At 36.3% G+C, this 20,737-nt stretch carries 15 protein-coding genes; all 15 read left to right on the top strand.

The window, feature by feature from the left end:
* Positions 1 to 83 precede the first annotated feature (83 nt).
* Positions 84 to 2,228, top strand: a complete 2,145-nt coding sequence (locus IGL48_RS03075; RefSeq protein WP_002361337.1) for a heavy metal translocating P-type ATPase — start codon at positions 84 to 86, stop codon at positions 2,226 to 2,228.
* A gap of 123 nt (positions 2,229 to 2,351) precedes the next feature.
* Positions 2,352 to 3,776: a helix-turn-helix domain-containing protein gene (locus IGL48_RS03080; protein WP_010712078.1), complete on the top strand. Its 1,425-nt coding sequence runs from the start codon at positions 2,352 to 2,354 to the stop codon at positions 3,774 to 3,776.
* 68 nt (positions 3,777 to 3,844) lie between these two features.
* Positions 3,845 to 4,756, top strand: coding sequence for an aldo/keto reductase (locus IGL48_RS03085; RefSeq protein ID WP_002355754.1), 912 nt, complete (start codon positions 3,845 to 3,847; stop codon positions 4,754 to 4,756).
* A gap of 187 nt (positions 4,757 to 4,943) precedes the next feature.
* Positions 4,944 to 7,592 carry a DNA polymerase I gene (gene polA, locus IGL48_RS03090; protein ID WP_002355755.1) on the top strand — a complete coding sequence of 883 codons (2,649 nt, stop codon included), beginning with the start codon at positions 4,944 to 4,946 and terminating at the stop codon, positions 7,590 to 7,592.
* A 99-nt stretch (positions 7,593 to 7,691) separates the two neighbouring features.
* A complete protein-coding gene (gene mutM / locus IGL48_RS03095) occupies positions 7,692 to 8,534 on the top strand; it encodes a DNA-formamidopyrimidine glycosylase (protein WP_002355756.1) in 843 nt (280 codons plus the stop codon).
* Complete coding sequence (coaE, locus tag IGL48_RS03100; protein WP_002385031.1) at positions 8,531 to 9,130, top strand: dephospho-CoA kinase; 600 nt, start codon at positions 8,531 to 8,533, stop codon at positions 9,128 to 9,130. Before mutM ends, coaE begins: the two co-directional genes overlap by 4 nt.
* 179 nt (positions 9,131 to 9,309) lie before the next feature.
* A complete protein-coding gene (nrdR, locus tag IGL48_RS03105) occupies positions 9,310 to 9,792 on the top strand; it encodes a transcriptional regulator NrdR (protein ID WP_002381296.1) in 483 nt (160 codons plus the stop codon).
* Between the two features lie 15 nt (positions 9,793 to 9,807).
* On the top strand, positions 9,808 to 11,217 hold the full coding sequence (locus IGL48_RS03110; RefSeq protein ID WP_010712079.1) for a replication initiation and membrane attachment family protein: 1,410 nt from the start codon (positions 9,808 to 9,810) through the stop codon (positions 11,215 to 11,217).
* A complete protein-coding gene (gene dnaI, locus IGL48_RS03115; RefSeq protein ID WP_002355760.1) occupies positions 11,217 to 12,146 on the top strand; it encodes a primosomal protein DnaI in 930 nt (309 codons plus the stop codon). Before IGL48_RS03110 ends, dnaI begins: the two co-directional genes overlap by 1 nt.
* Positions 12,147 to 12,227: 81 nt before the next feature.
* Positions 12,228 to 13,436 (top strand): hypothetical protein, encoded by a 1,209-nt coding sequence (locus tag IGL48_RS03120; protein WP_002385036.1) that lies wholly within the window; start codon positions 12,228 to 12,230, stop codon positions 13,434 to 13,436.
* 13 nt (positions 13,437 to 13,449) lie between these two features.
* Positions 13,450 to 14,970, top strand: coding sequence for a hypothetical protein (locus IGL48_RS03125; RefSeq protein ID WP_010712080.1), 1,521 nt, complete (start codon positions 13,450 to 13,452; stop codon positions 14,968 to 14,970).
* Complete coding sequence (locus IGL48_RS03130; protein WP_002355763.1) at positions 14,960 to 16,543, top strand: hypothetical protein; 1,584 nt, start codon at positions 14,960 to 14,962, stop codon at positions 16,541 to 16,543. Before IGL48_RS03125 ends, IGL48_RS03130 begins: the two co-directional genes overlap by 11 nt.
* Positions 16,540 to 17,802: a glycosyltransferase gene (locus IGL48_RS03135; RefSeq protein ID WP_002355764.1), complete on the top strand. Its 1,263-nt coding sequence runs from the start codon at positions 16,540 to 16,542 to the stop codon at positions 17,800 to 17,802. The genes IGL48_RS03130 and IGL48_RS03135 overlap by 4 nt, the downstream gene beginning before the upstream one ends.
* A gap of 14 nt (positions 17,803 to 17,816) precedes the next feature.
* Complete coding sequence (locus IGL48_RS03140; protein WP_002373524.1) at positions 17,817 to 19,883, top strand: cellulose biosynthesis cyclic di-GMP-binding regulatory protein BcsB; 2,067 nt, start codon at positions 17,817 to 17,819, stop codon at positions 19,881 to 19,883.
* Entirely contained in the window at positions 19,873 to 20,733 is an 861-nt protein-coding gene (locus IGL48_RS03145) for a hypothetical protein (RefSeq protein ID WP_002385041.1), read from the top strand. Before IGL48_RS03140 ends, IGL48_RS03145 begins: the two co-directional genes overlap by 11 nt.
* Positions 20,734 to 20,737: the final 4 nt, after the last annotated feature.

Here is a 20,737-nt window from a genome sequence, read left to right on the forward strand (position 1 = left end):
TAAAATATACATACGCAAAATTCGGCTCTTTTTTTTTCTAAACTAAAAAAAGTAATTATTTCTAACAATTTTCATCTTGTGCTATGCTTAAGATGAAAATACTTAAGAAGAGAAGGGATCATATGTCAGCAAAACATAATCATGAACAACACCAGGAAAAACAGCCAACAATGTCCCACGATAAAATGAATCACATGAATCATGATATGGCGCATGAACAAATGGCTATGTCACACCAACATGAAGGAATGAAGGGAATGGATCATTCAATGCATATGGGGAATTTTAAACAAAAATTCTGGCTGTCATTGATTTTAGCTATTCCGATTATTGTTCTTTCACCAATGATGGGTTTTCAATTACCTTTTCAATTTACTTTTCCAGGTTCTGATTGGTTGGTCTTAATTTTAGCAACTGTGCTATTTTTTTATGGTGGACAACCATTTTTAAGTGGCGCTAAAATGGAACTACAGCAAAAGAGTCCAGCAATGATGACGTTAATTGCGATGGGGATTTCGGTATCATATTTTTACAGCTTATATGCGTTTTACATGAATCATTTTACGAATCAGGCCCACGTGATGGACTTTTTCTGGGAATTAGCCACTCTGATTGTTATTATGCTTTTAGGCCATTGGATTGAAATGAATGCTATTTCTAATGCTGGTGATGCCTTGAAAAAAATGGCTGAACTGTTACCTGACACAGTCAAACGAATGACTGAACATGGGGAAGAAGAAATTCCTTTGCAAGATGTTCAAGAAGGCGATCGCTTGATTGTTCGTTCGGGAGATAAAATTCCGACAGACGGTAAAATTTTGAAAGGAAGCACAACAGTCGACGAATCGATGGTTACAGGGGAATCAAAAACAGTAGAAAAAAACATTGGCGACTCCGTGATTGGTGGAGCTGTCAATGGCAACGGAATGATTGAAATTTCGGTAACTGGCACGGGTGAAAATAGTTACCTGTCAAAAGTTATGGAGATGGTTAAACAAGCGCAATCGGAAAAATCAAAACTAGAATCCATTTCAGACCGTGTAGCCAAGTGGTTATTCTATATTGCCTTATTCGTAGGTGTGTTAGCATTTATCGGTTGGTTACTCGTAACGAAAGATTTGTCGCTAGCATTTGAACGAATGGTTACAGTTTTTATTATTGCCTGTCCCCATGCGTTAGGCTTAGCAATTCCTTTAGTGATTGCTAGAAGTACCTCCATTGCTGCTAAAAATGGCTTACTTTTAAAAAATCGGAACGCATTAGAACAAGCCAATAAGGTTGAATATGTGTTGCTGGATAAAACTGGTACTTTAACAGAAGGACAATTTACAGTTACTGGCTTAGAATTAATGAGTAAGCAATTCACTAGAGAAGAAGCACTTAAATATATTGGAGCATTAGAAAAAAATGCAAACCATCCGTTGGCAATTGGGATCATGAACTATTTAAATAAACAAGCCGTTCAACCTTATGAAGCCCATAATCTGCAAGCTTTATCAGGCGTAGGACTGGTTGCTACTGTTCAAAACCAAGAAGTCAAAATAGTCAATGAAAAAGAAGTTGCACGGTTACAGTTAACCTTCGATGAAACAATTAAAACAAACTATCAAGAGCAAGGAAACACCTTGAGCTATTTAATCATCGCTGGTCAATTAGTCGCACTGCTTGCTTTAGGAGATAAAGTCAAACCAGAAGCTAAAACATTTATTGCAGAGTTACAAGCGCAAGGAATTACGCCAGTCATGTTAACAGGGGATAATCAAACAGCTGCCAGTGCAGTTGCTAATTATTTAGGAATGAAGGAATACTACGCAGAGCTCTTACCAGAAGATAAAGAAAAAATTGTACAACAATATCTTACTGAAGGGCATCAGGTCATGATGGTAGGAGACGGTATTAATGATGCACCAAGTTTAGCCCGTGCTTCAATCGGCATTGCGATAGGCGCTGGTACAGATGTAGCAATTGATTCGGCAGATGTTGTACTGACGGATAGTGATCCTAAAGATATTTTAAGGTTCTTAGATTTAGCCAAACAAACACGACGTAAAATGATCCAAAATCTTTGGTGGGGAGCTGGGTACAATATTGTCGCCATTCCTTTAGCGGCTGGGGTTCTTGCACCAATTGGGATTGTTTTAAATCCAGCTGTAGGTGCTGTCTTGATGTCATTAAGTACAATTATTGTAGCAGCAAATGCTATGACACTGCATATTTCAAAAAAATAATTCGATATAATTGTAGAGAGCGGAAAGTAATCAATACTTTTTGTTCTCTATTTTTTTCTTCTTAAAAAAATTTTTGCCTTATTTGACGTATTCTTATAACAAGGGAGTGAAAGGGGACGATATATGGATTTCAAGGAATTATTGTCTTTTGAACATAAAAATATGTTGGAATTGTTGGATTTACTGCAACAAGAGCAGACATTTTCTGTTTTGATGGCTGCAGAAAAACTAAAGGTGAGCGACAAAACCATCCATTGTTACATTCAACGTTTTGAAAAAAAGCAGAAAACGTTTAAGATAGAAGGGCTTTGTAAGATTTATACAACGACCAAAGGAATTGTAAAATATCGTGAATTATGCGTTTGTGGCTTGGCTCGATTTAGACAAAAATTTTGTTATTTTATTCCCGAATTTTATATTTTACGTTGTCTAATTGAAGAGCGAATCAATTATGCGCAATTGACCCAGGTATTGGGATTACAGGAATCAACTCTTCGGAAGAAACTTTCTAATATTCGACGTTGGCTAGTTAATTTTGATATTATTGTACGTCAAAAACATTACGATTTAACTGGCAATGAATGGCAAATTCGACAGTTAATCCTTTGTTTTTATTTGTTTTTTCAAGAAAGCTGTCTGGAAGAAAACAGAGAAATGACTCGGAAAATCATTACCTTTTTTGAGTTGGATTTAAATGTAGCACAACAGAATCATCTTAGTTGGCTAATTTATATTTGGGAGAGACGATACCGAGGCGGGCATGAAATTTCAGTACCAAATGCTAATTTATTTCAACAAACAAGTGCTTTTTTTTATTTATTTCGTGTGGAAGTGTTGAGCACTTCTTTTATGTCTCTTAAAGAACAAAAAGCGTTATTTGTGATTCTTGAAGCACATTTTGGTGGTTGTTTTGGCAAGAGAGCGCGAAAGTATTTTATTCATGAGCAAATGAAAATAGAAAGTTTATGCTTAAAAACAGCTATTTTTATTATGAAAGAAATTAGGAGAAATTTTACACAACATCATTTTAACTATCAAGAAATTCATTTATGTCGATTTTTAAGTACGCATATGAATAGTTTATTAGACGGACAAGCATGGTTGCCAGCTCATAAACAGGAACAAACACTCGCTGTACGTTATCAGCAAACTTGGCACAGATTACAGAAACTAATTAGGCTTTTAAAACGCCTGTATCCAGTCTTTACTTCAGTAAAAGAAAGGGAATTGACGAGTTGCTATTTTTATCACATCCTAGATTTATTTGACCCGATTTTATATGAAAAAAAATATATTATTTGCCTATTGACGGACTTTCCTCCAGAAAAGGAACAAGCGTTGGGGCAATCTATAAAAAGCTATTTCAGTGAAAAAAAGAATATTACAATTATTCATGGAAAACCAACGTATCAACTTCACCAAGCACACCTCTTAATTGTCAATCATTTGTTTCAGATGAACGTAGCGCTTTCTTCTAAGACAGTGGTTTATTTGCCAGAGGAATTATCTCCTGCTTTTTTTGAAAAAGTCGAAGCGAATCTACCGTAAGAAGTCCAATTTTGTCTAAATAGTGTTAAAATGAAGAAGTAAGAGGAATGGATGAGGAGGATATTAAAATGAAACAACTGCAATTTGGTACAAGTGATGAAACAGTTTCTTCGGTTATCTTAGGATGTATGCGCTTAAATGGTGCTGAAAATCCTCAACAGGTAATTGAAACTGCTTATGATCATGGCATTACATTTTTTGATCACGCCGACATTTATGGTGGCGGCGACTGCGAAACCATTTTTGGTAAGGCCTTAAAAGAAAGTACCATTCGTCGTGAAGATATTTTTATACAAACAAAATGTGGAATTCGTCAAGGCTTTTTTGACTTTTCGAAAGCACATATTTTAGAAGCGGTCGAAGGGAGTTTACAGCGTTTAGGTGTAGATTCAGTCGATGCATTATTGTTGCATCGTCCAGATACTTTAGTGGAACCAGAAGAAGTAGCTGAAGCTTTTCATTTATTAGAAAAACAAGGGAAAGTTCGCTATTTTGGTGTAAGTAACCAAACGCCAGGACAAATTGAACTTTTAAAAACAGCTGTTAAACAACCATTATTAGCTAATCAATTACAATTTGGCATCAAGCATACTGGCATGGTGGATCAAGGCTTACAAACAAATATGGAAATATCAGGAAGCATTGATTATGATCATGGTATTTTAGATTATTCACGGTTGAAACAAATGACTATTCAAGCATGGTCACCGTACCAATATGGTTATTTTGAAGGTGTCTTTATTGGAAATGAAAAATTCCCTGAGTTAAATCAAAAATTAAGCGAATTGGCTGAAAAATATCAAACAACGCCAACTGGTTTAGCCAGCAGCTGGATTCTGCGCCACCCTGCTAATATGCAAGTCATCGCAGGAAGTATGAATCTTGGTAGAATTGAAGAAATTGCTAAAGCAGCAGACATTGTGATTAGTCGCGAAGATTGGTACGATATTTATCGTGCAGCGGGAAATGTTTTGCCGTAAAAAGATTTTCATACTTGTGAAGATCCAGCGTGTATTGCTGATTGATTTTGGTATTTGATATAGTTGTCACTAAGGAACTATGTCAAATACCTTTTTCTTTCATTCTGCAATCGCCGTCTACTGCAAATTCTGTAGTTTTTTGTTAAAATAGAAAGGAAACTAGTTTGCTAAAGATGAGGGGAAAAAAATGACCAAAAAAAAATTATTACTCGTTGATGGAAACAGTGTAGCCTTTCGTGCATTTTTTGCGCTACATAACTCATTAGAACGATTCAAAAATAAGAACGGCTTGCATACAAATGCTATTTATGCATTTAACAATATGTTTGAAAATGTAATGCAAAAAGAAATGCCTACTCATGTTTTAGTCGCTTTTGATGCAGGGAAAACCACATTCAGAACAGAATTTTATTCAGAATATAAAGCCGGACGTTCAAAAACACCGGGGGAATTTAAAGAACAAATGCCGTATATTCGTGAACTTTTAGAAGGTTTAGGCGTAAAATATTATGAACTACCTAACTATGAAGCAGATGATATTATTGGTACATTAGCCAACAAAGTTGATAAAGATGAATTTGATGTTGTCGTGTTATCAGGGGACCGAGATTTGACACAATTAGCGACGGACACTGTCAAAGTAGATATCACTGTTAAAGGAGTTAGCGATATTGAATCATATACGCCTGAGCATATTGCTGAAAAATATGATGGGTTAACGCCTAAGCAAATTATTGATATGAAAGGGTTGGCTGGCGACACGTCGGATAATATTCCAGGTGTAACGAAAATCGGTGAGAAAACCGCGATTAAGCTGTTAAAACAATATGGCTCAGTTGAAGGGGTTTATGAGAATATTGATGAAATGAAAAAAAGCAAAATGAAAGAAAACTTGATTAATGATAAAGAGCAAGCCTTTCTTTCTAAACGTTTAGCGACAATTGAAGTCAATGCACCAGTCGAAGTCAATGTGGAAGACTTGGCATATGAAGGAAAAAACTTAGAAAAATTGGTTCCTTTTTATAAAGAAATGGACTTTAAACAATTTTTAGCTAAGTTGGACATTACAGAAGAACCTGTTGAAATGGAAGATATTTTATTTGAAGTAGTCGAAGATCAGTTAACCAATGAAATGTTTACAGACGATATGGCTCTTTATGTTGAGATGATGGAAGATAACTATCATACGTCACCGATTGTCGGCCTTGCTTGGGGCAATAACAAGAAGATTTATACCACGAATAATTTAGCTGTTTTTGAAAGTCAGCCATTTATCGACTGGTTGATGGATGAGACACGTAAAAAAAATGTCTACGATGCAAAACGGACATATGTTGCGTTAAATCGCTATGTAGGAAAAATGACAGGGATTGCCTTTGATGTTTTATTGGCTGCTTATTTACTTGATACCAATGACAATAACGCGGATATTGAAGGCGTAGCACAACATTACGGATATGATGCGATTCAATCTGATGAAGCCATTTATGGAAAAGGGGCCAAAAAAGGCTTGCCAGAGGACGAAGAAGTTTTCTTTGGTCACTTAGCACGTAAGATTAAAGCAATTCAATTTTTAACAAGCAAATTAGATAGCGAATTAACAGAAAAGAATCAAGCTGATTTATTCTATAAAATGGAATTACCACTTTCTCGTATTTTAGGCGATATGGAAATAACTGGAATTCGTGTTGATGCCACGCGCTTAAAAGAAATGCAGGTAGAATTTTCAGAACGTCTGAAAGAAATCGAAGAAAAAATCTATGCAGAAGCTGGCGAAGAATTTAATTTGAACTCACCTAAACAATTAGGCGTTATTTTATTTGAAAAAATGGGCTTACCTGTGATCAAAAAGACGAAAACTGGTTATTCAACAGCGGTGGATGTTTTAGAACAACTAAAAGAACAAGCACCAATTGTGGCAGATATTTTAACTTATCGTCAAATTGCCAAAATTCAATCGACCTATGTTGAAGGACTCTTAAAAGTAATTCAGCCAGATAATAAAATTCATACTCGGTATGTACAAACACTGACACAAACAGGACGATTAAGCTCAGTAGATCCTAATTTACAAAACATTCCTATCCGTTTAGAAGAAGGCCGAAAAATTAGAGAAGCCTTCGTACCAAGAGAGGATAATTGGTTGATTTTCTCTTCTGATTACTCTCAAATTGAGTTACGTGTGCTCGCACATATTTCTAATGATGAGCATTTAAAAGAAGCGTTTGTGGAAGGACAAGATATCCATGCCAGCACTGCAATGCGAGTTTTCGGTGTCGAAAAAGCAGAAGATGTCACACCTAACATGCGTCGTCAAGCTAAAGCGGTGAATTTTGGAATTGTCTATGGTATCAGTGATTATGGCTTGTCCCAAAACTTAGGCATTACTAGAAAGCAAGCGCAACAATATATTGACACCTATTTTGAAAAATATCCAGGCGTGAAACAGTATATGGAAGAGATTGTCCGCGATGCCAAAGACAAAGGCTATGTGGAAACATTGTATCATCGCCGTCGTTATTTAAGTGATATTAATTCAAGAAACTTTAATCTACGTTCGTTCGCTGAACGTACAGCGATTAATACACCGATTCAGGGAAGTGCCGCAGATATTTTAAAAATTGCGATGATTGAAATGGCGCGTCGTTTAAAAGAAGAAAAATTACAAGCGACAATGTTATTACAAGTGCACGATGAATTAGTTTTTGAAGTACCAGAATCAGAATTAGAACAATTAAATCAACTCGTCAAAGAAGTGATGGAGCACGCAGTTTCCTTACATGTGCCACTTATCACCGATAGCAGTTGGGGAAAAACATGGTATGAAGCAAAATAATAGCTTACCCATTAAGAACGATGAATAAAATAAGGATAAGTAGGATCTGGACGTTGGTATCTAAGCGTTCAGACCTCTTTATATAAAGGAGCAAAAATAATGCCAGAATTACCAGAAGTAGAAACAGTGCGAAAAGGACTTGAAAAACTTGTTGTAGGAAAAACCATTCAAGAAGTCATTGTTTTTTGGCCAAGAATTATTGAATCACCAGAAGTTGATGTATTTCAAGGTCAATTAGCTGGTCAAACGATTGAAGGGATTGAGCGAAGAGGAAAATTTCTGATTTTTAAATTGTCTGATAATGATATGATTTCTCACTTACGGATGGAAGGAAAATATGAATTTCATCAGGCTGATGATGAAATTGCCAAACATACCCATGTAATGTTTACTTTTACAGATGGCACGCAATTACGTTATTTAGATGTACGGAAATTTGGGCGTATGACATTGGTTCCTAAGAATCAAGGTCATCAATATAAAGGGATTTTAGCTTTGGGCCCAGAGCCAACACCAGATGTTTTCCAATTAGCTACTTTTCAACAAGGCTTGAAAAAGCATCATAAGGCAATTAAGCCATTGCTGTTAGATCAAAAGCTAGTGACGGGCTTGGGGAATATTTATGTAGATGAAGCACTTTGGCAAGCGCAAATCCATCCAGAACAACCAGCAGATTCCTTAAAACCTGCGGAAGTTGCTACGTTGTATCAAGCAATCATTGACGTCTTGGCACGCGCTGTTGAAGCAGGTGGAACCACCATCCGCACCTATCTAAACGCGTTAGGAGAAGCAGGGACTTTTCAAGTAGCGTTGAATGTCTATGGGCAAACAGGCTTACCTTGCAATCGTTGTGGTACGCCAATTGTTAAAACAAAAGTGGCACAACGTGGTACGCATTATTGTCCACAATGCCAACAATTGAAAGGTCGTCGATTGAAATGACAAAAGTTTTAGGCATTACAGGAGGGATTGCGACAGGTAAAAGTACGGTTGTTGCTCTTTTTAAAAAAGCGGGTTATCCAATTGTTGACGGCGACATTATCGCCCGCGAAATTGTTGCAAAAGGGCAACCAGCCTTAGCCGCAATCGTTGAAACTTTCGGACCAGAAATAGTATTAACAACTGGTGAATTGGATCGGAAAAAATTAGGACAATTAATTTTCGCTAGTCCTCAAAAAAGAGAGCTGTTAAATGAAACGCTGAAACCTTTTTTAAGAAAAGAAATTTTACGTCAAATTGAAGAAGCTAAAAAGAAAGCCGCCCTGGTTATTGTTGATATTCCTCTGCTTTATGAAGCTCATTATGAGGCGATTATGGATCAAGTTGCTGTGGTATATGTACCAGAAAAGATTCAAAAAGAGCGTCTGATGGCCCGAAACCAATTAACAGAAGAAGAAGCGCAACAACGAATTGCTAGCCAATGGCCGATTGAAATGAAAAAAGAACGAGCAGATATCGTGTTTGATAATCAAGGAACTAGAGAAGAAACGGAACAACAAGTGAAGAAGTGGCTAGAGGAACAAACTGGAAAGAAGTGAATATTTTTTAAATGGCGTAAAATGTTTTGAAAATTTCAGAAAAAACAGTGAAAGTCTTTGTTTTTATTAAAGAATGGCAAAGATTCAACGAAGAACCAGTTCTAAAGACCTAGTAATAGCGCAATTTCATGTTATAATATAGGCAACAAAAATTATACAGAATAGAAGAGGTGAACGTTATGCGTTGTCCAAGATGTCATCATAATAATTCCCGTGTTATTGATAGCCGTCAAGCAGATGATGGACGTGCAATTCGCCGTCGTCGTGAATGTGAAAATTGCAGTTATCGGTTCACTACATTTGAAAGAATTGAAGCGGCGCCATTACTTGTAATCAAGAAAAATGGGGATCGTGAAGAATTTAATCGTGATAAAATTTTGCGTGGGCTCATTCGCTCTGCTGAAAAAAGACCCGTTGCTATGGAACAAATGGTTCAGATTGTCGATAATGTTGAAAATCGAGTGCGTAGTTTAGGGGAAAATGAAGTCTCTACAACGCTTATCGGTGAATATGTGATGGAAGATTTAGTCAATCTAGATGAAATTGCCTACATCCGCTTTGCGAGTGTTTATCGACAATTCAAAGATATGAGCGTGTTTTTGAAAGAGTTACAGGACATTGTCGACAAAGCAAAATCTTCTTCTCCTGACTCAGAAAATTAAAAAGGAGGTCTTTCTTTGAAAGGAAATCGGCAAAGAATCCAACCAAAAAATATTTTTCAAGCGGTTATTGATTCACCGCTTTCTGATCAAGAGAAAGAGGTTTTAACCTTTTTATATCAACCAATTGTCGGCGCCAATGCGTTTAGTTTATATTGGCTTTTGTTATCTGAAACAACAGACTCAGAGGAGAATGGCTCGCTGTTTCATGCAGATTTAATTAGTTTGCTGGACTTGAGTTGTCAACAATTAGAAGAAGCTTGCTACAAATTAGAAGGCATTGGGTTGCTAGAAACGTATAAAAAAACAGATCGGGAATTAGGAGATTGTTATTTATATTATTTAAAAGCACCTGAAACAGCCGCTCGTTTTTTTAAAGATGAAGTGTTAGCTTTAGTGTTATTTAATCGGGTTGGACAACGGAAATTTGATCAATTAGTGCAAAAGTTCCAACCGCATCCTACCAAAACAGAGGGCTATCAAAATGTTTCCGCTAGCTTTCAAGAGGTTTATGCCTTTAAAGAAGAACAAATTGTTTCCGAAGCGAACCGATTGACAACGATTCAAGAAACTTTTTCTCAACAAGAAAAAGCGAAGAAAATTTCTGTATCAACAGATTCTTTTGATTGGCACTATTTTGTGGAAGGTTTGCACCGTTTAGGTTTACAACTGCCTGAAGATGAGGCTAGTTTTCAAGAAGAAGTCTATGTTTTTCATCAATTATATGGCATCAATGAGTTAGATATGGTAGACTTTGCTTCGAAATCATTTGACTATTATACAAGTCGAATTTTGCCTAAGGAATTAGTGCGAACGATTCATCAAGCGTTTGATCCTGATAAAAAACCACAACCAACAAACGTAGTGACAAACAAGCAAGCACAATTGACGGTGGAAGAGCAACAAACGTATCGATATAACGCATTAAAAATGAATGGTTTTTCTGAACTGGATATTCAAATGATTATGGATAGTGAAAAGAATCCGCCTATTCAATATTTAGAAGCTTTAAAAAATAGTCGAGGCGGCTATACGACACCACAAGAACGTTCATTAGTGAAATATTTGGTTGCTAAATCAGGCTTACCGACTAGTGTGATTAATATTTTGATTAACTATGTTTACAATATTCAACAACAACCGACTTTAAAAGCGGAGTATGTGAATAGTATTGCGAATGAATGGGGACAAAGTGGCATTCATTCACCAGAAAAAGCAATTGAACATGTCAGAGAATTGGCAAAACAAAGCCAAACCAAACAAAAACAGCGACAACAAAATTATTCAGGGAAACGCCAAACTGTTCGACAAGAGCGATTGCCAGAATGGGCAGATCAGCCAAACGATGAAACAAAACTTTCCCCAGAAGAACAAGCCGAGTTAGATCGACAAATTCAAGAATTTTTAAACCAAGGAGGTGACCAATGATGGAAGACGTAGGAAAAGAAATGTCAAAAATTATCCAGAAGCGTGACATCAATGAACGATATGAAGAGCTGGTTAACGAAGTATTGAAAGATCAAGATGTTCAAGCCTTTATACAAGCAAACCGAGAGCGTTTAACCGATGAAGATATTCGTAAAAGTTATGCTAAGCTGTATGAATTTGTTCAAGAAAAAAAGAAATTTCAATTAAACGATCCGGCAATGATTGCTCCAGGCTATGAGCCAAGATTAATGTTGAATTTTCATTACATTGATGTAACGTATGTCCCAACGGCTGATTTAATCGCCCGTCAGAAGGAAGAAGAAATTCGTAATCGAGTAAGGGCAATGGACATGCCAAAAGATGTCCGAGAAGCAAATTTACGAGATTTCGATCCATCTTCTCAAGGTCGAGCCAAAGCGTTAGCAGAAGCAATGCAATTTTTAAGAGAATATCCTGCGACACCAAAAGAATTTCATAAAGGGCTCTATTTACAAGGCCCCTTCGGTGTAGGAAAATCTTTCTTATTAGGTGCGATGGCTAATGCTTTAGCAGAACGTGGATTTACTACGACAATTGTTCATTTTCCAACATTTACAGTAGAAATGAAGCAAGCCATTGGTCGCGATCAAGTTGGTGAAAAGCTCGATGCAGTAAAAAAATCCCCTATATTAATGATTGATGACATTGGTGCGGAATCCATGACTAGTTGGATTCGTGACGACGTTTTAAGCGTAATCTTGCAATACCGAATGCAAGAACAATTAGTTACTTTTTTCTCTTCCAATCTAGATTTAAAAGCTTTAGAAGAGCATTTAACCGTGACGCAACGAGGAGAACAAGAGCCGCTAAAAGCCAGACGAATTATGGAACGTGTGCGTTATCTGTCAAAAGAGATTACGATGACAGGAAATGATCGACGAAACGGTTAAAGCAATCCTTTTATTTTTATGGATTGCTTTTTTTCTTGCGCTTGAAGATGTAGCGTAAGTTTCGCAAAAACAAGTACTTTTGTGTACACTGACAATAAAGAAGTGAGGAAAAGAGGCGTAACAATGAAGAGAAAACTTTGGATTTTTATTGGGGTATTCGTGGTGCTTCTGGGAGGATATTTTCTTTTGTTTAGAGAAAAATCCTATAAAGTAGAGGTGGAAAAAGTGAATCCAAAAATTCAACGCTTAATGTCGACAGACAAACAACATTTTTTAACAAAACATGAATTTCACACAAAAGAAACCGCTGAACGCAAAGATTTGTTGAAGTTTTTTATTGAAACCCGGCTCAAAACAGACGGCGGCTTTTTAACCAATTATTTACCAGATGCTGAACGCAAAGATGTCGCCACAGGACATGAGTTGCTAAGTGAGTCTTCGGGTCTATATTTGCGTAATTTAGCTTTTGATACGCAGGGACGTTTTGATAATTTTTACAAGCAGACGAAAGACACCTTTTACGACGGCGTCCAATTTAGTTACCGAATTGACGAGCAAGGCAATAAGTACAATGTCAATGCCTCGATTGATGATTTACGGATCATTCGTTCATTAATTGAAGCAGGGGGTCATTTTAAAACAGATCAGTATGATCAAGAAATTAAAAAATTAGGCAAGAGTTTTATGAAAACCTCTATGAAAGATAATATTCTAATTGATTTTTATGATAGTAAATCAAAACAACAGTCTTCAGAAACTTCTTTGTTTTATATTGACTTAATTACGCTGGGTTATTTATACAAAGAATTTGGGATTTCAGCAGACTACTTGCAGTATCATTACCAATTAATAGACGATGGCTATATTTCTGATGATTTACCTCTTTATCAAACGAAGTTTAATCATCAAACAAATAAATACGAAAACAACGGAACACTTAATATTATTGAATCTTTATTAACGATTGTCCATTTAAGTGAAGTGGGTATGGCGAAACAGACTAGTATTGATTTTGTACGAAAACAAGTTCAGCAAGGAACGCTTTTTAACTCGTATGATTTAAATGGATCGCCCGTGGATAAAAATCAATCTGCAGCCAGTTATGCGATAGCGGCTTTAATTGGTGTTGCCGAAAATGACAAAGAGTTGTATCGTGCGGCAATTACAGTACTTAATAATTTTCAAATTATGGATTCAAGCAGTCCGATTTATGGAGGATTTGGTGATAAAGTTACGAAACAAGTCTATTCCTATAATAACTTAATGGCTCTTTTGGCCTATGATTTCTAGATGAGGTGAAAGCATGGAAAAGATCAAAAAACACATGAACTCGGCTTTTGAATGGTTGAGTCGTTATATTTCTCCAAGTCTTTTGGCCGTTTTAGGGATTGGGTTAGTGACAAGCATTTTGTTATTTGTTTATCCGATTAATGGCTTGGGAGATAATGGCGAGTATTTTCGTGTGTTAAATTCAAATAGTCTTTATCGTGTCAATGGTGATAGCTACGACAATGTGGCCTATTTTGTTAAGGACTTTTCAATTATGCGTTATTTTAATGAAACAACGACGCACTTTGTTTCCACTCAACAATTTTTCATCACCATTGCCATTTGGCTTAATAAACTTTTTTATAGTCAAACACTTTTCGATATTCGTTTCTTAGGTTTCGTTTATCTTAGTTGTTTTTTAGTGTCAATTTATATTCTGGTACGAGGCTTAACCGAAGGCGTATCTTTGAAAAAAAGTTATCTTATCTCTTTGTTGGTTATTTTCATCTTGGGGGATACCTCCTATACGATTTATTTTAATTCCTTTTATACTGAAGCGACGAGTTTTTTACTTTCTGTGAGTGTCTTAGCATTTTCAGTCTATTTTTATCGGGTGACGAAACCACGAACTTGGCTCAGAAGAATAGTTTTAGTTATCTTGGCACAAGCAGTAGTACTTTTAATAGGAACAACACGCCAAGAATATTTGCTGATTATTGGCGTAATTATTGCTGGATTAGGATTTTTTGTCTACTTATCACAACGTTACCAACGATTGTCAATGACGGCCTTTTTAATTGCGTTGATTGGTTTTACAACATTAGCGGCTTTTATCGTTCCTAACGATATCTATGAACGTGATGTCTACCACAGTATGACGCGCGGTGTAATGAAGGATAGTAAGGTTCCAGATAAACGGATGTCAGAGGGCGGAATCAACCCGCAATATGGGTTGCAAAAGGGACGTTCCTACTTTGAAGAATACAGTCCTGTGTCACCAACTTCTGAACAAATGAAAAAAGATTTTTTTGATAAAACGAGTTTTGGATGGGTGTTATTGAATTATTTAAATTATCCATCTGAATTATGGCAAGGACTGAATTCAGCGGTACCAAATGTTTACTTAGTAAAGCCTAATAATGTGGGGAATTTTGAGAAAACGACGGGGCGTGCACCGCTGGAACAATCTAAATTTTTTATGGTGTATAACCGTATTAAAGCCAGTTTTTTCCCTAAAAACTTTGCTTTCTATCTATTATTAGGCGTGATTCTGTTTGGTTTATATGGCGTTGGTTTATACAGAGGACTCAAGAGAAACGAACCCAGATTAGTTTTTCGCTTCTTTTTAATGACAGGGATTTATCTAAATTTATTAGTTGTTTTCATTTCAACAATTATTATTGATGGGGATAGTGACTTAGTACGTCATTTGTTTTTAGTCTCAGTATTTTTAGATTTTCTCTTGTTACAAATTGTTTCTGATGTTATTGGTAAACGAATGTGGCAAGATACAACACCACAAGTCATTGGGGAGGTAGAGGGAATTGAAAAATAAACAATATCTTATTGGCTGGGTGTGTTTCTTACTCTTTTTCGTTTTTTGTGGCTTTGCCAAACCGGCGCTGGCTGCACCAAGTAAACATGTCTTACTTGTCTATGACAGCTTGAATATTGCTGGGAAAAAAGAAAATGATGTGGATGCTTTACAACGAGTGTTGACGAGTTTTGGAGTAGAAGTTCAGAGTGTGGCGGTATCAGATTATGTACCTGGCGAATTGCTAAATGATGGCTATGACAGTTTGATTTCTATGGTGAATTGGCCTGAACAAGCCGGCGTTATTGCCTCTGATTTTCTAGCAGATCGAGTTCATTTTAAAGGTAAACAATTACACATTGGTCGAAACATGCGTGACGATGAAAAACAATATTTTAGCGGTACATGGAAAGAATTAAGTCATCGTCAATATCGGTTAGAAGATGAAAAAAACCGCTTTTCTCAAGTATTGCCTTTTCAAGATCAATCAGTTGTGCTGGAAAATACGCAAGGTCAGACAGTTGGTCGATTAAAAACACAAGAATTAGCACCAGAAGAATATCCATTTGGTGTAATTGAGAATGGGCATGCTTTTCTCCCAATGTTTGAACGCAAAGGCGCTGTTTTTTTAGAAAGCTTGGACGTAATTAGTCAATGGCTGGAAAGTGAAAAAATGTCACGGCCGTTTTTGACGATTTCTGATTTTAACCCGTTAAGAGATATGTCTGTGGCAACCTATTTGCAAGAAGAATTAGTTAAAACCACATATCCTTATATTTTATCCAGTACGAGCGTTTCACAAAACAATACGATTTTACCTTATAAACTATTTACGAATGCGTTACGTGCGTTTGCTTCGACAGGGGTTATTTTCTTAGAAACACCGGTCGTTAACAATGTTGATTTAAATGACCAACGTGCCTTGAAACAATTGATGGAGCAGCAGATTAGTTTATTGGTCGACAGACATGTCTATCCAGTAGGCATTTCTGCTCCAGGATACTGGAATCAAGACCTTCAATACCAAGAGGATGGTCTAGCAATTAGTGATACAGTGATTCTAAGAGAAAATCCGCCGATTGAACGCGTTTTTTATCGGAACCAAACGGGAGAATCAATCACTTATAAGAATGCTTTGTTTGATCTACCGTATGATTATTTATCGGGGATTGAATGGACAGATAAAGATAATCCAAATGACTATCGATTTCCAATGCCGACCACCATTAGTTTTTCATTTCCAAATTCTAAAAAAGAAGTGGATCATCTAATTCAAGAAGTCAAGGAAGCACCAATAGTGTTTAGCGTTTCAGAAGCGGATCAACATTTCACTGTTCAAACACAAACGCAGAAAATCGAATTTCGGAATAATCGGTTCTTCTTAAACAATCAAATTGTCAATGGTTTGGCTGATACAGGGGCCTCAACAGTTGAAAAACAACGATTTACAGGCTTATTTTCATTCTTTTTCAGTATCACAAACAATATTTTGATTGGCGTTGTTACGCTAACTTTAATCATCCTGATTATTTTGTTTATGATTGGACGAAAGAATTATCGGTCGAAATATATTAATAAGGAGGAAGACAAATGACCATTGCTGACATTGTAATGTTAACAGCAACTATCATTATTTGGAGTCTACTAATTGTAAATATTCTCTTAGTTATTTTTGGCTATGTTTATTATTTAAAAACAGATCCTGTCGCACCGCCACCTGTAGAGGACGAAGATGCACCGTTTGTTTCAATTATGGTGCCGGCCCATAATGAAGGAATTGTCATTGTGCGGACAGTTGAAGCGTTATTGAATTTTAATTATCCGCAAGATCGCTATGAAATTATTGTGATTAATGATAACTCAAGTGATAATAGTGCTGAACTTTTAGCTAACGTCCAAAAAAAGGCGGTTAATCGAAATTTGCAGATTATTAATACAGACAATATAACAGGTGGGAAAGGTAAGTCTAATGCTTTAAACATTGGTTTCAAGCAAGCCAAGGGGGACGTGATTGCCATTTATGATGCGGACAATACACCTGAACCGAATGCACTTCGTTATTTAGTCGGGGAGTTAATCGCTAGTGAGGAATACGGCGCGGTTATTGGTAAATTTAGAACGAGAAATCGCAATGCAAGCCTGTTGACACGCTTTATTAATATCGAAACACTTGCCTTTCAATGGATGGCACAAGCCGGTCGTTTTCAATTATTTAAGTTATGCACGATTCCTGGCACAAATTTCATTGTTCGTCGTAGTATTATTGAAGCCATTGGCGGCTGGGATGACAAAGCGTTAGCCGAAGATACAGAAATCAGTTTTCGCATCTATATGATGGGCTATAAAATTAAGTTTCAACCAAAAGCAGTGACGTGGGAGCAAGAGCCACAAACTTTGTCAGTTTGGTTCCGACAACGGACGCGATGGGTCAAAGGCAATATTTATGTCATTGTTAAAAATGCTAAATTATTGTTTAATCCTAAAGCGAGTCGGATCCGTTTTGATATTTTATATTTCTTGTCCATTTATTTTCTCTTAATGACATCGCTCGTTTTGTCAGACATCATGTTAGTTTTATCAATGTCTGGTTACTTAACAACGACCCTGCAAGGATTTAGCAATTCCTTGTGGTTGTTAGCGATTTTGTTATTTATTTTCAGTACTTTTGTCAGTATTACGACCGAAAAAGGCGAAATGACTTTAGAGAATATCTTAATTATTGCCTTGATGTATATTACATACAGTCAGATGTGGCTAGTAGTCGCCGCTTATGGCATGGTGATGTATATTAAAGAAAATGTTTTTCATAAACAAACACAAACAAAATGGTACAAAACAGAACGATTTAAATAAGGAGGAAACGTGCAATGAAACAAAAAACAGTCACTTTAATAGGGTTGTTCTTTCTGGCAATTCTGATTGGTGTCGCAAGTCCGACCGTATACGCCGAAAACAAAGAACAAGACAACCATACCTTTACACAACCTTTTCAAAATAAAACAATCTCTTTAACAGGTACTTCTGTCCGTAGCACCATGTATTTTACAAAAATTGATTATTGGGACGTAAAAAAAGCATCATTCAATATGACTTACCAAATCACACAATTAAAAAATAATCAGACCTCAGATTTAACTGTGGCAGTTAATGGTGTGAAGTTTTATTCTTGGCGTCCTGAAAATACGACTGGTATTCAACAAAAGACGATTGAAATCCCTTTGGAACTGATTAAAGAGACAAATACATTGACTGTTGAAGGCCAAATTATTAATCAGGCAGGAAACGACATGTATAATTTAATTGAAACTCCGGCAAATTGGTTAACGATGTATGAAGGATCTAACGTAAACTTCCAATACGATTTACAATTACCAGAGAATACAATTCATTCTTTTTATAATCATTTTGTGGGAGCAGACACGATTGCGAATAAACACAGTGTTATTTTGACACCAGAAAATGCATCGGAAAAAGAATTAGCTGCAGCGACCCATGCGTTAGCTGGTGCTGCTCGTTTGATTACTACTTCAGAAGAATTGTTGCCAATGGCTTCTTTGAACAAAGAACAGTCAGCACCCTATCAGTTGATTATTGCCAGCTATGATAAATTACCAGATCAGTATAAAAGTCAAATTGATAGCAAACGTGTGGAGGACCAGGCTGTCTTAAAATTTTTCAATCAACCAGATAAGCATGTTTTAGTAGCTACTTCTAAAGATGAGGACTTACTTGTTCGTGCGGGACGTTATTTAGCCAACTATGAATTAATGACCCAAACAGATAAAGAAGAGACAACAGTTGATGAGAATACCGATACGTTTAGTTCAACTTTAGAATTTGATGGTAATTATCCATTAACCTCAACGGGGGACAAGCTAGAAGGGGCCTATCACCAAGAACAAACGTACTTTGTCAATTTACCAGTGGATCGAAACAATGCCAATGGAAGTCGCGTACATTTACATTTTAAATATGCTGAAAACTTAGATTTTGATTCTTCTTTAGTGACGGTCTATGCCAATGATAAACCAATTGGCAGCAAGAAATTAACCGCTGCTCGTGCGAACGGTGATGAATTAAATCTCGAATTTCCAAAGAACTTAGAAATTGCTGATAGTTTTGTTTTAAAAGTTGCTTTTGATTTGAATGTTAAATCACCAGAAGTTTTACGAAATGGTCAGACTCCATGGGCCTTTATTGAAAATAATTCGAATGCGTTTATTCAAACAGAAGAACTGAATGACATATTATTTAACAACTATCCGAACATTTTTATCAGAAGCCGTTCTTTTGCTGATTTAGCGATTTTATTACCAGAAAAAATGGACGATAACTATTTTAAAGTGTTGACCAATCTATTTAACTTAATTGGTAATTATGCCGAAAGTAATGTCGGTGAGATTACGTATTATAAAAAAGCGCCTAAAAATGCGGCATTAGAAAATCATAACTTGATTATTTTTGGTACGCCTAAGGATAATCCGATGATTCGTAAGTTAAACGATCAATTATATTTCCATTATGATAAGGACTTCACACGTTTTGTTTCAAACGAGAAACTGAGTATCGAAAAAGATTATGGTAAACAAATCGGTACGGCGCAGTTAATGTTTTCTCCATATAATGCGAAAGCCGCGGCGTTAATCTTAACAGGAGCTAAATCACAAGGTGTCTTTTTAGCCTCTACACAAGTGAATACAGAGAAGAATACTTCTATGTACAAAGGAGATGCCATTGTGGTCGATCCGAACTATCGTCGCTATGATTATCGTTTCAAAAAACGTGTAAGCAACGTTAGCAACGAATCATTAGGTAAACGAATTGTCAATAATCATAAATTAATGATTTATCTATTTGTCTTCTTAATTGGTATGACTATTATTGGATTAAGTGCGTTCTTCATCGTGAAGAAGAATTTGAAAGGTGGGGAATAGAGTGAATCAAAAACGAGTGACCTTACTTTTGGATTTAACTTTGTTGGTAGGAATTGTTTTGGTTGTCGGCACAACCATCTTTATGGCCTTAGGAACGAATGATTTCTTTGTGGACTTAAGTTGTCTATTAATTTCAGTTATCTTAATTATCGTTACCTATTTTGTAGGAATTACAGCGGGGTTAACATTTTCGCTTATATTTATTTTTCTACAATTGACTTATGTTGTATATCAGTATGTCTATCATGATTTGTTTAGCTATGGCTCATTATTTTGGCTAATCATGCCGCCGCTCTACTGTTTAACAATCTATGCAGTGACTTATCAAATTCGTACGATTGAAGAAGAAAATATTCGCTTACGTAAAGAAACTTCACGGTTAAATGCGTTAGATGCAGTAACTAATTTAAGAACAGCAAAAATGTACGAGGAAGGATTCGATTTATTTTCTGACATTTCTACACGTTATGAAGCGCCGTTATATTTGGTCGTGATCCGAGTGGCCTATTGGGAAAGTATTCGTAACTTATTAAGTCCTGAACAAAAAAATGAATTGCTACAAATCGTGACAGCGGCGATTAAAGAGACAACGGATGATCGCTTCTTACCATACTTTATCGACGGCACACCGCCGACTTGGGCGTTATTAATTTTCCGCGATGGGGATGACGGATACACTACTAGAAAAGAATTCAAACAACAAGCTCAAGAGAAATTTGCCCATTCTGAAACCTTAAGAAATATTACTTTGACATTACAAGTTTCCTATACCAAATATGATCCTGCCGAATTTAACAACGCTTCAGAATTTTTAGGGGATGGAATTAATTCTCTTCAATATGATGTTTAAAAAG

Origin of the sequence: Enterococcus sp. DIV1090, assembly GCF_050537975.1 — a bacterium.
Classification (GTDB): Bacteria; Bacillota; Bacilli; order Lactobacillales; family Enterococcaceae; genus Enterococcus; species Enterococcus faecalis.

What these genes read in the sequence shown, in the direction of transcription:
- coaE (WP_002385031.1), top strand. Translation starts at nt 8,531, where the DNA reads ATGACAAAAGTTTTAGGCATTACAGGAGGGATTGCGACAGGTAAAAGT.
- IGL48_RS03140 (WP_002373524.1), top strand. Translation starts at nt 17,817, where the DNA reads ATGAAACAAAAAACAGTCACTTTAATAGGGTTGTTCTTTCTGGCAATT.
- IGL48_RS03080 (WP_010712078.1), top strand. Translation starts at nt 2,352, where the DNA reads ATGGATTTCAAGGAATTATTGTCTTTTGAACATAAAAATATGTTGGAA.
- dnaI (WP_002355760.1), top strand. Translation starts at nt 11,217, where the DNA reads ATGGAAGACGTAGGAAAAGAAATGTCAAAAATTATCCAGAAGCGTGAC.
- nrdR (WP_002381296.1), top strand. Translation starts at nt 9,310, where the DNA reads ATGCGTTGTCCAAGATGTCATCATAATAATTCCCGTGTTATTGATAGC.
- IGL48_RS03135 (WP_002355764.1), top strand. Translation starts at nt 16,540, where the DNA reads ATGACCATTGCTGACATTGTAATGTTAACAGCAACTATCATTATTTGG.
- IGL48_RS03085 (WP_002355754.1), top strand. Translation starts at nt 3,845, where the DNA reads ATGAAACAACTGCAATTTGGTACAAGTGATGAAACAGTTTCTTCGGTT.
- IGL48_RS03125 (WP_010712080.1), top strand. Translation starts at nt 13,450, where the DNA reads ATGGAAAAGATCAAAAAACACATGAACTCGGCTTTTGAATGGTTGAGT.
- mutM (WP_002355756.1), top strand. Translation starts at nt 7,692, where the DNA reads ATGCCAGAATTACCAGAAGTAGAAACAGTGCGAAAAGGACTTGAAAAA.
- polA (WP_002355755.1), top strand. Translation starts at nt 4,944, where the DNA reads ATGACCAAAAAAAAATTATTACTCGTTGATGGAAACAGTGTAGCCTTT.
- IGL48_RS03075 (WP_002361337.1), top strand. Translation starts at nt 84, where the DNA reads ATGCTTAAGATGAAAATACTTAAGAAGAGAAGGGATCATATGTCAGCA.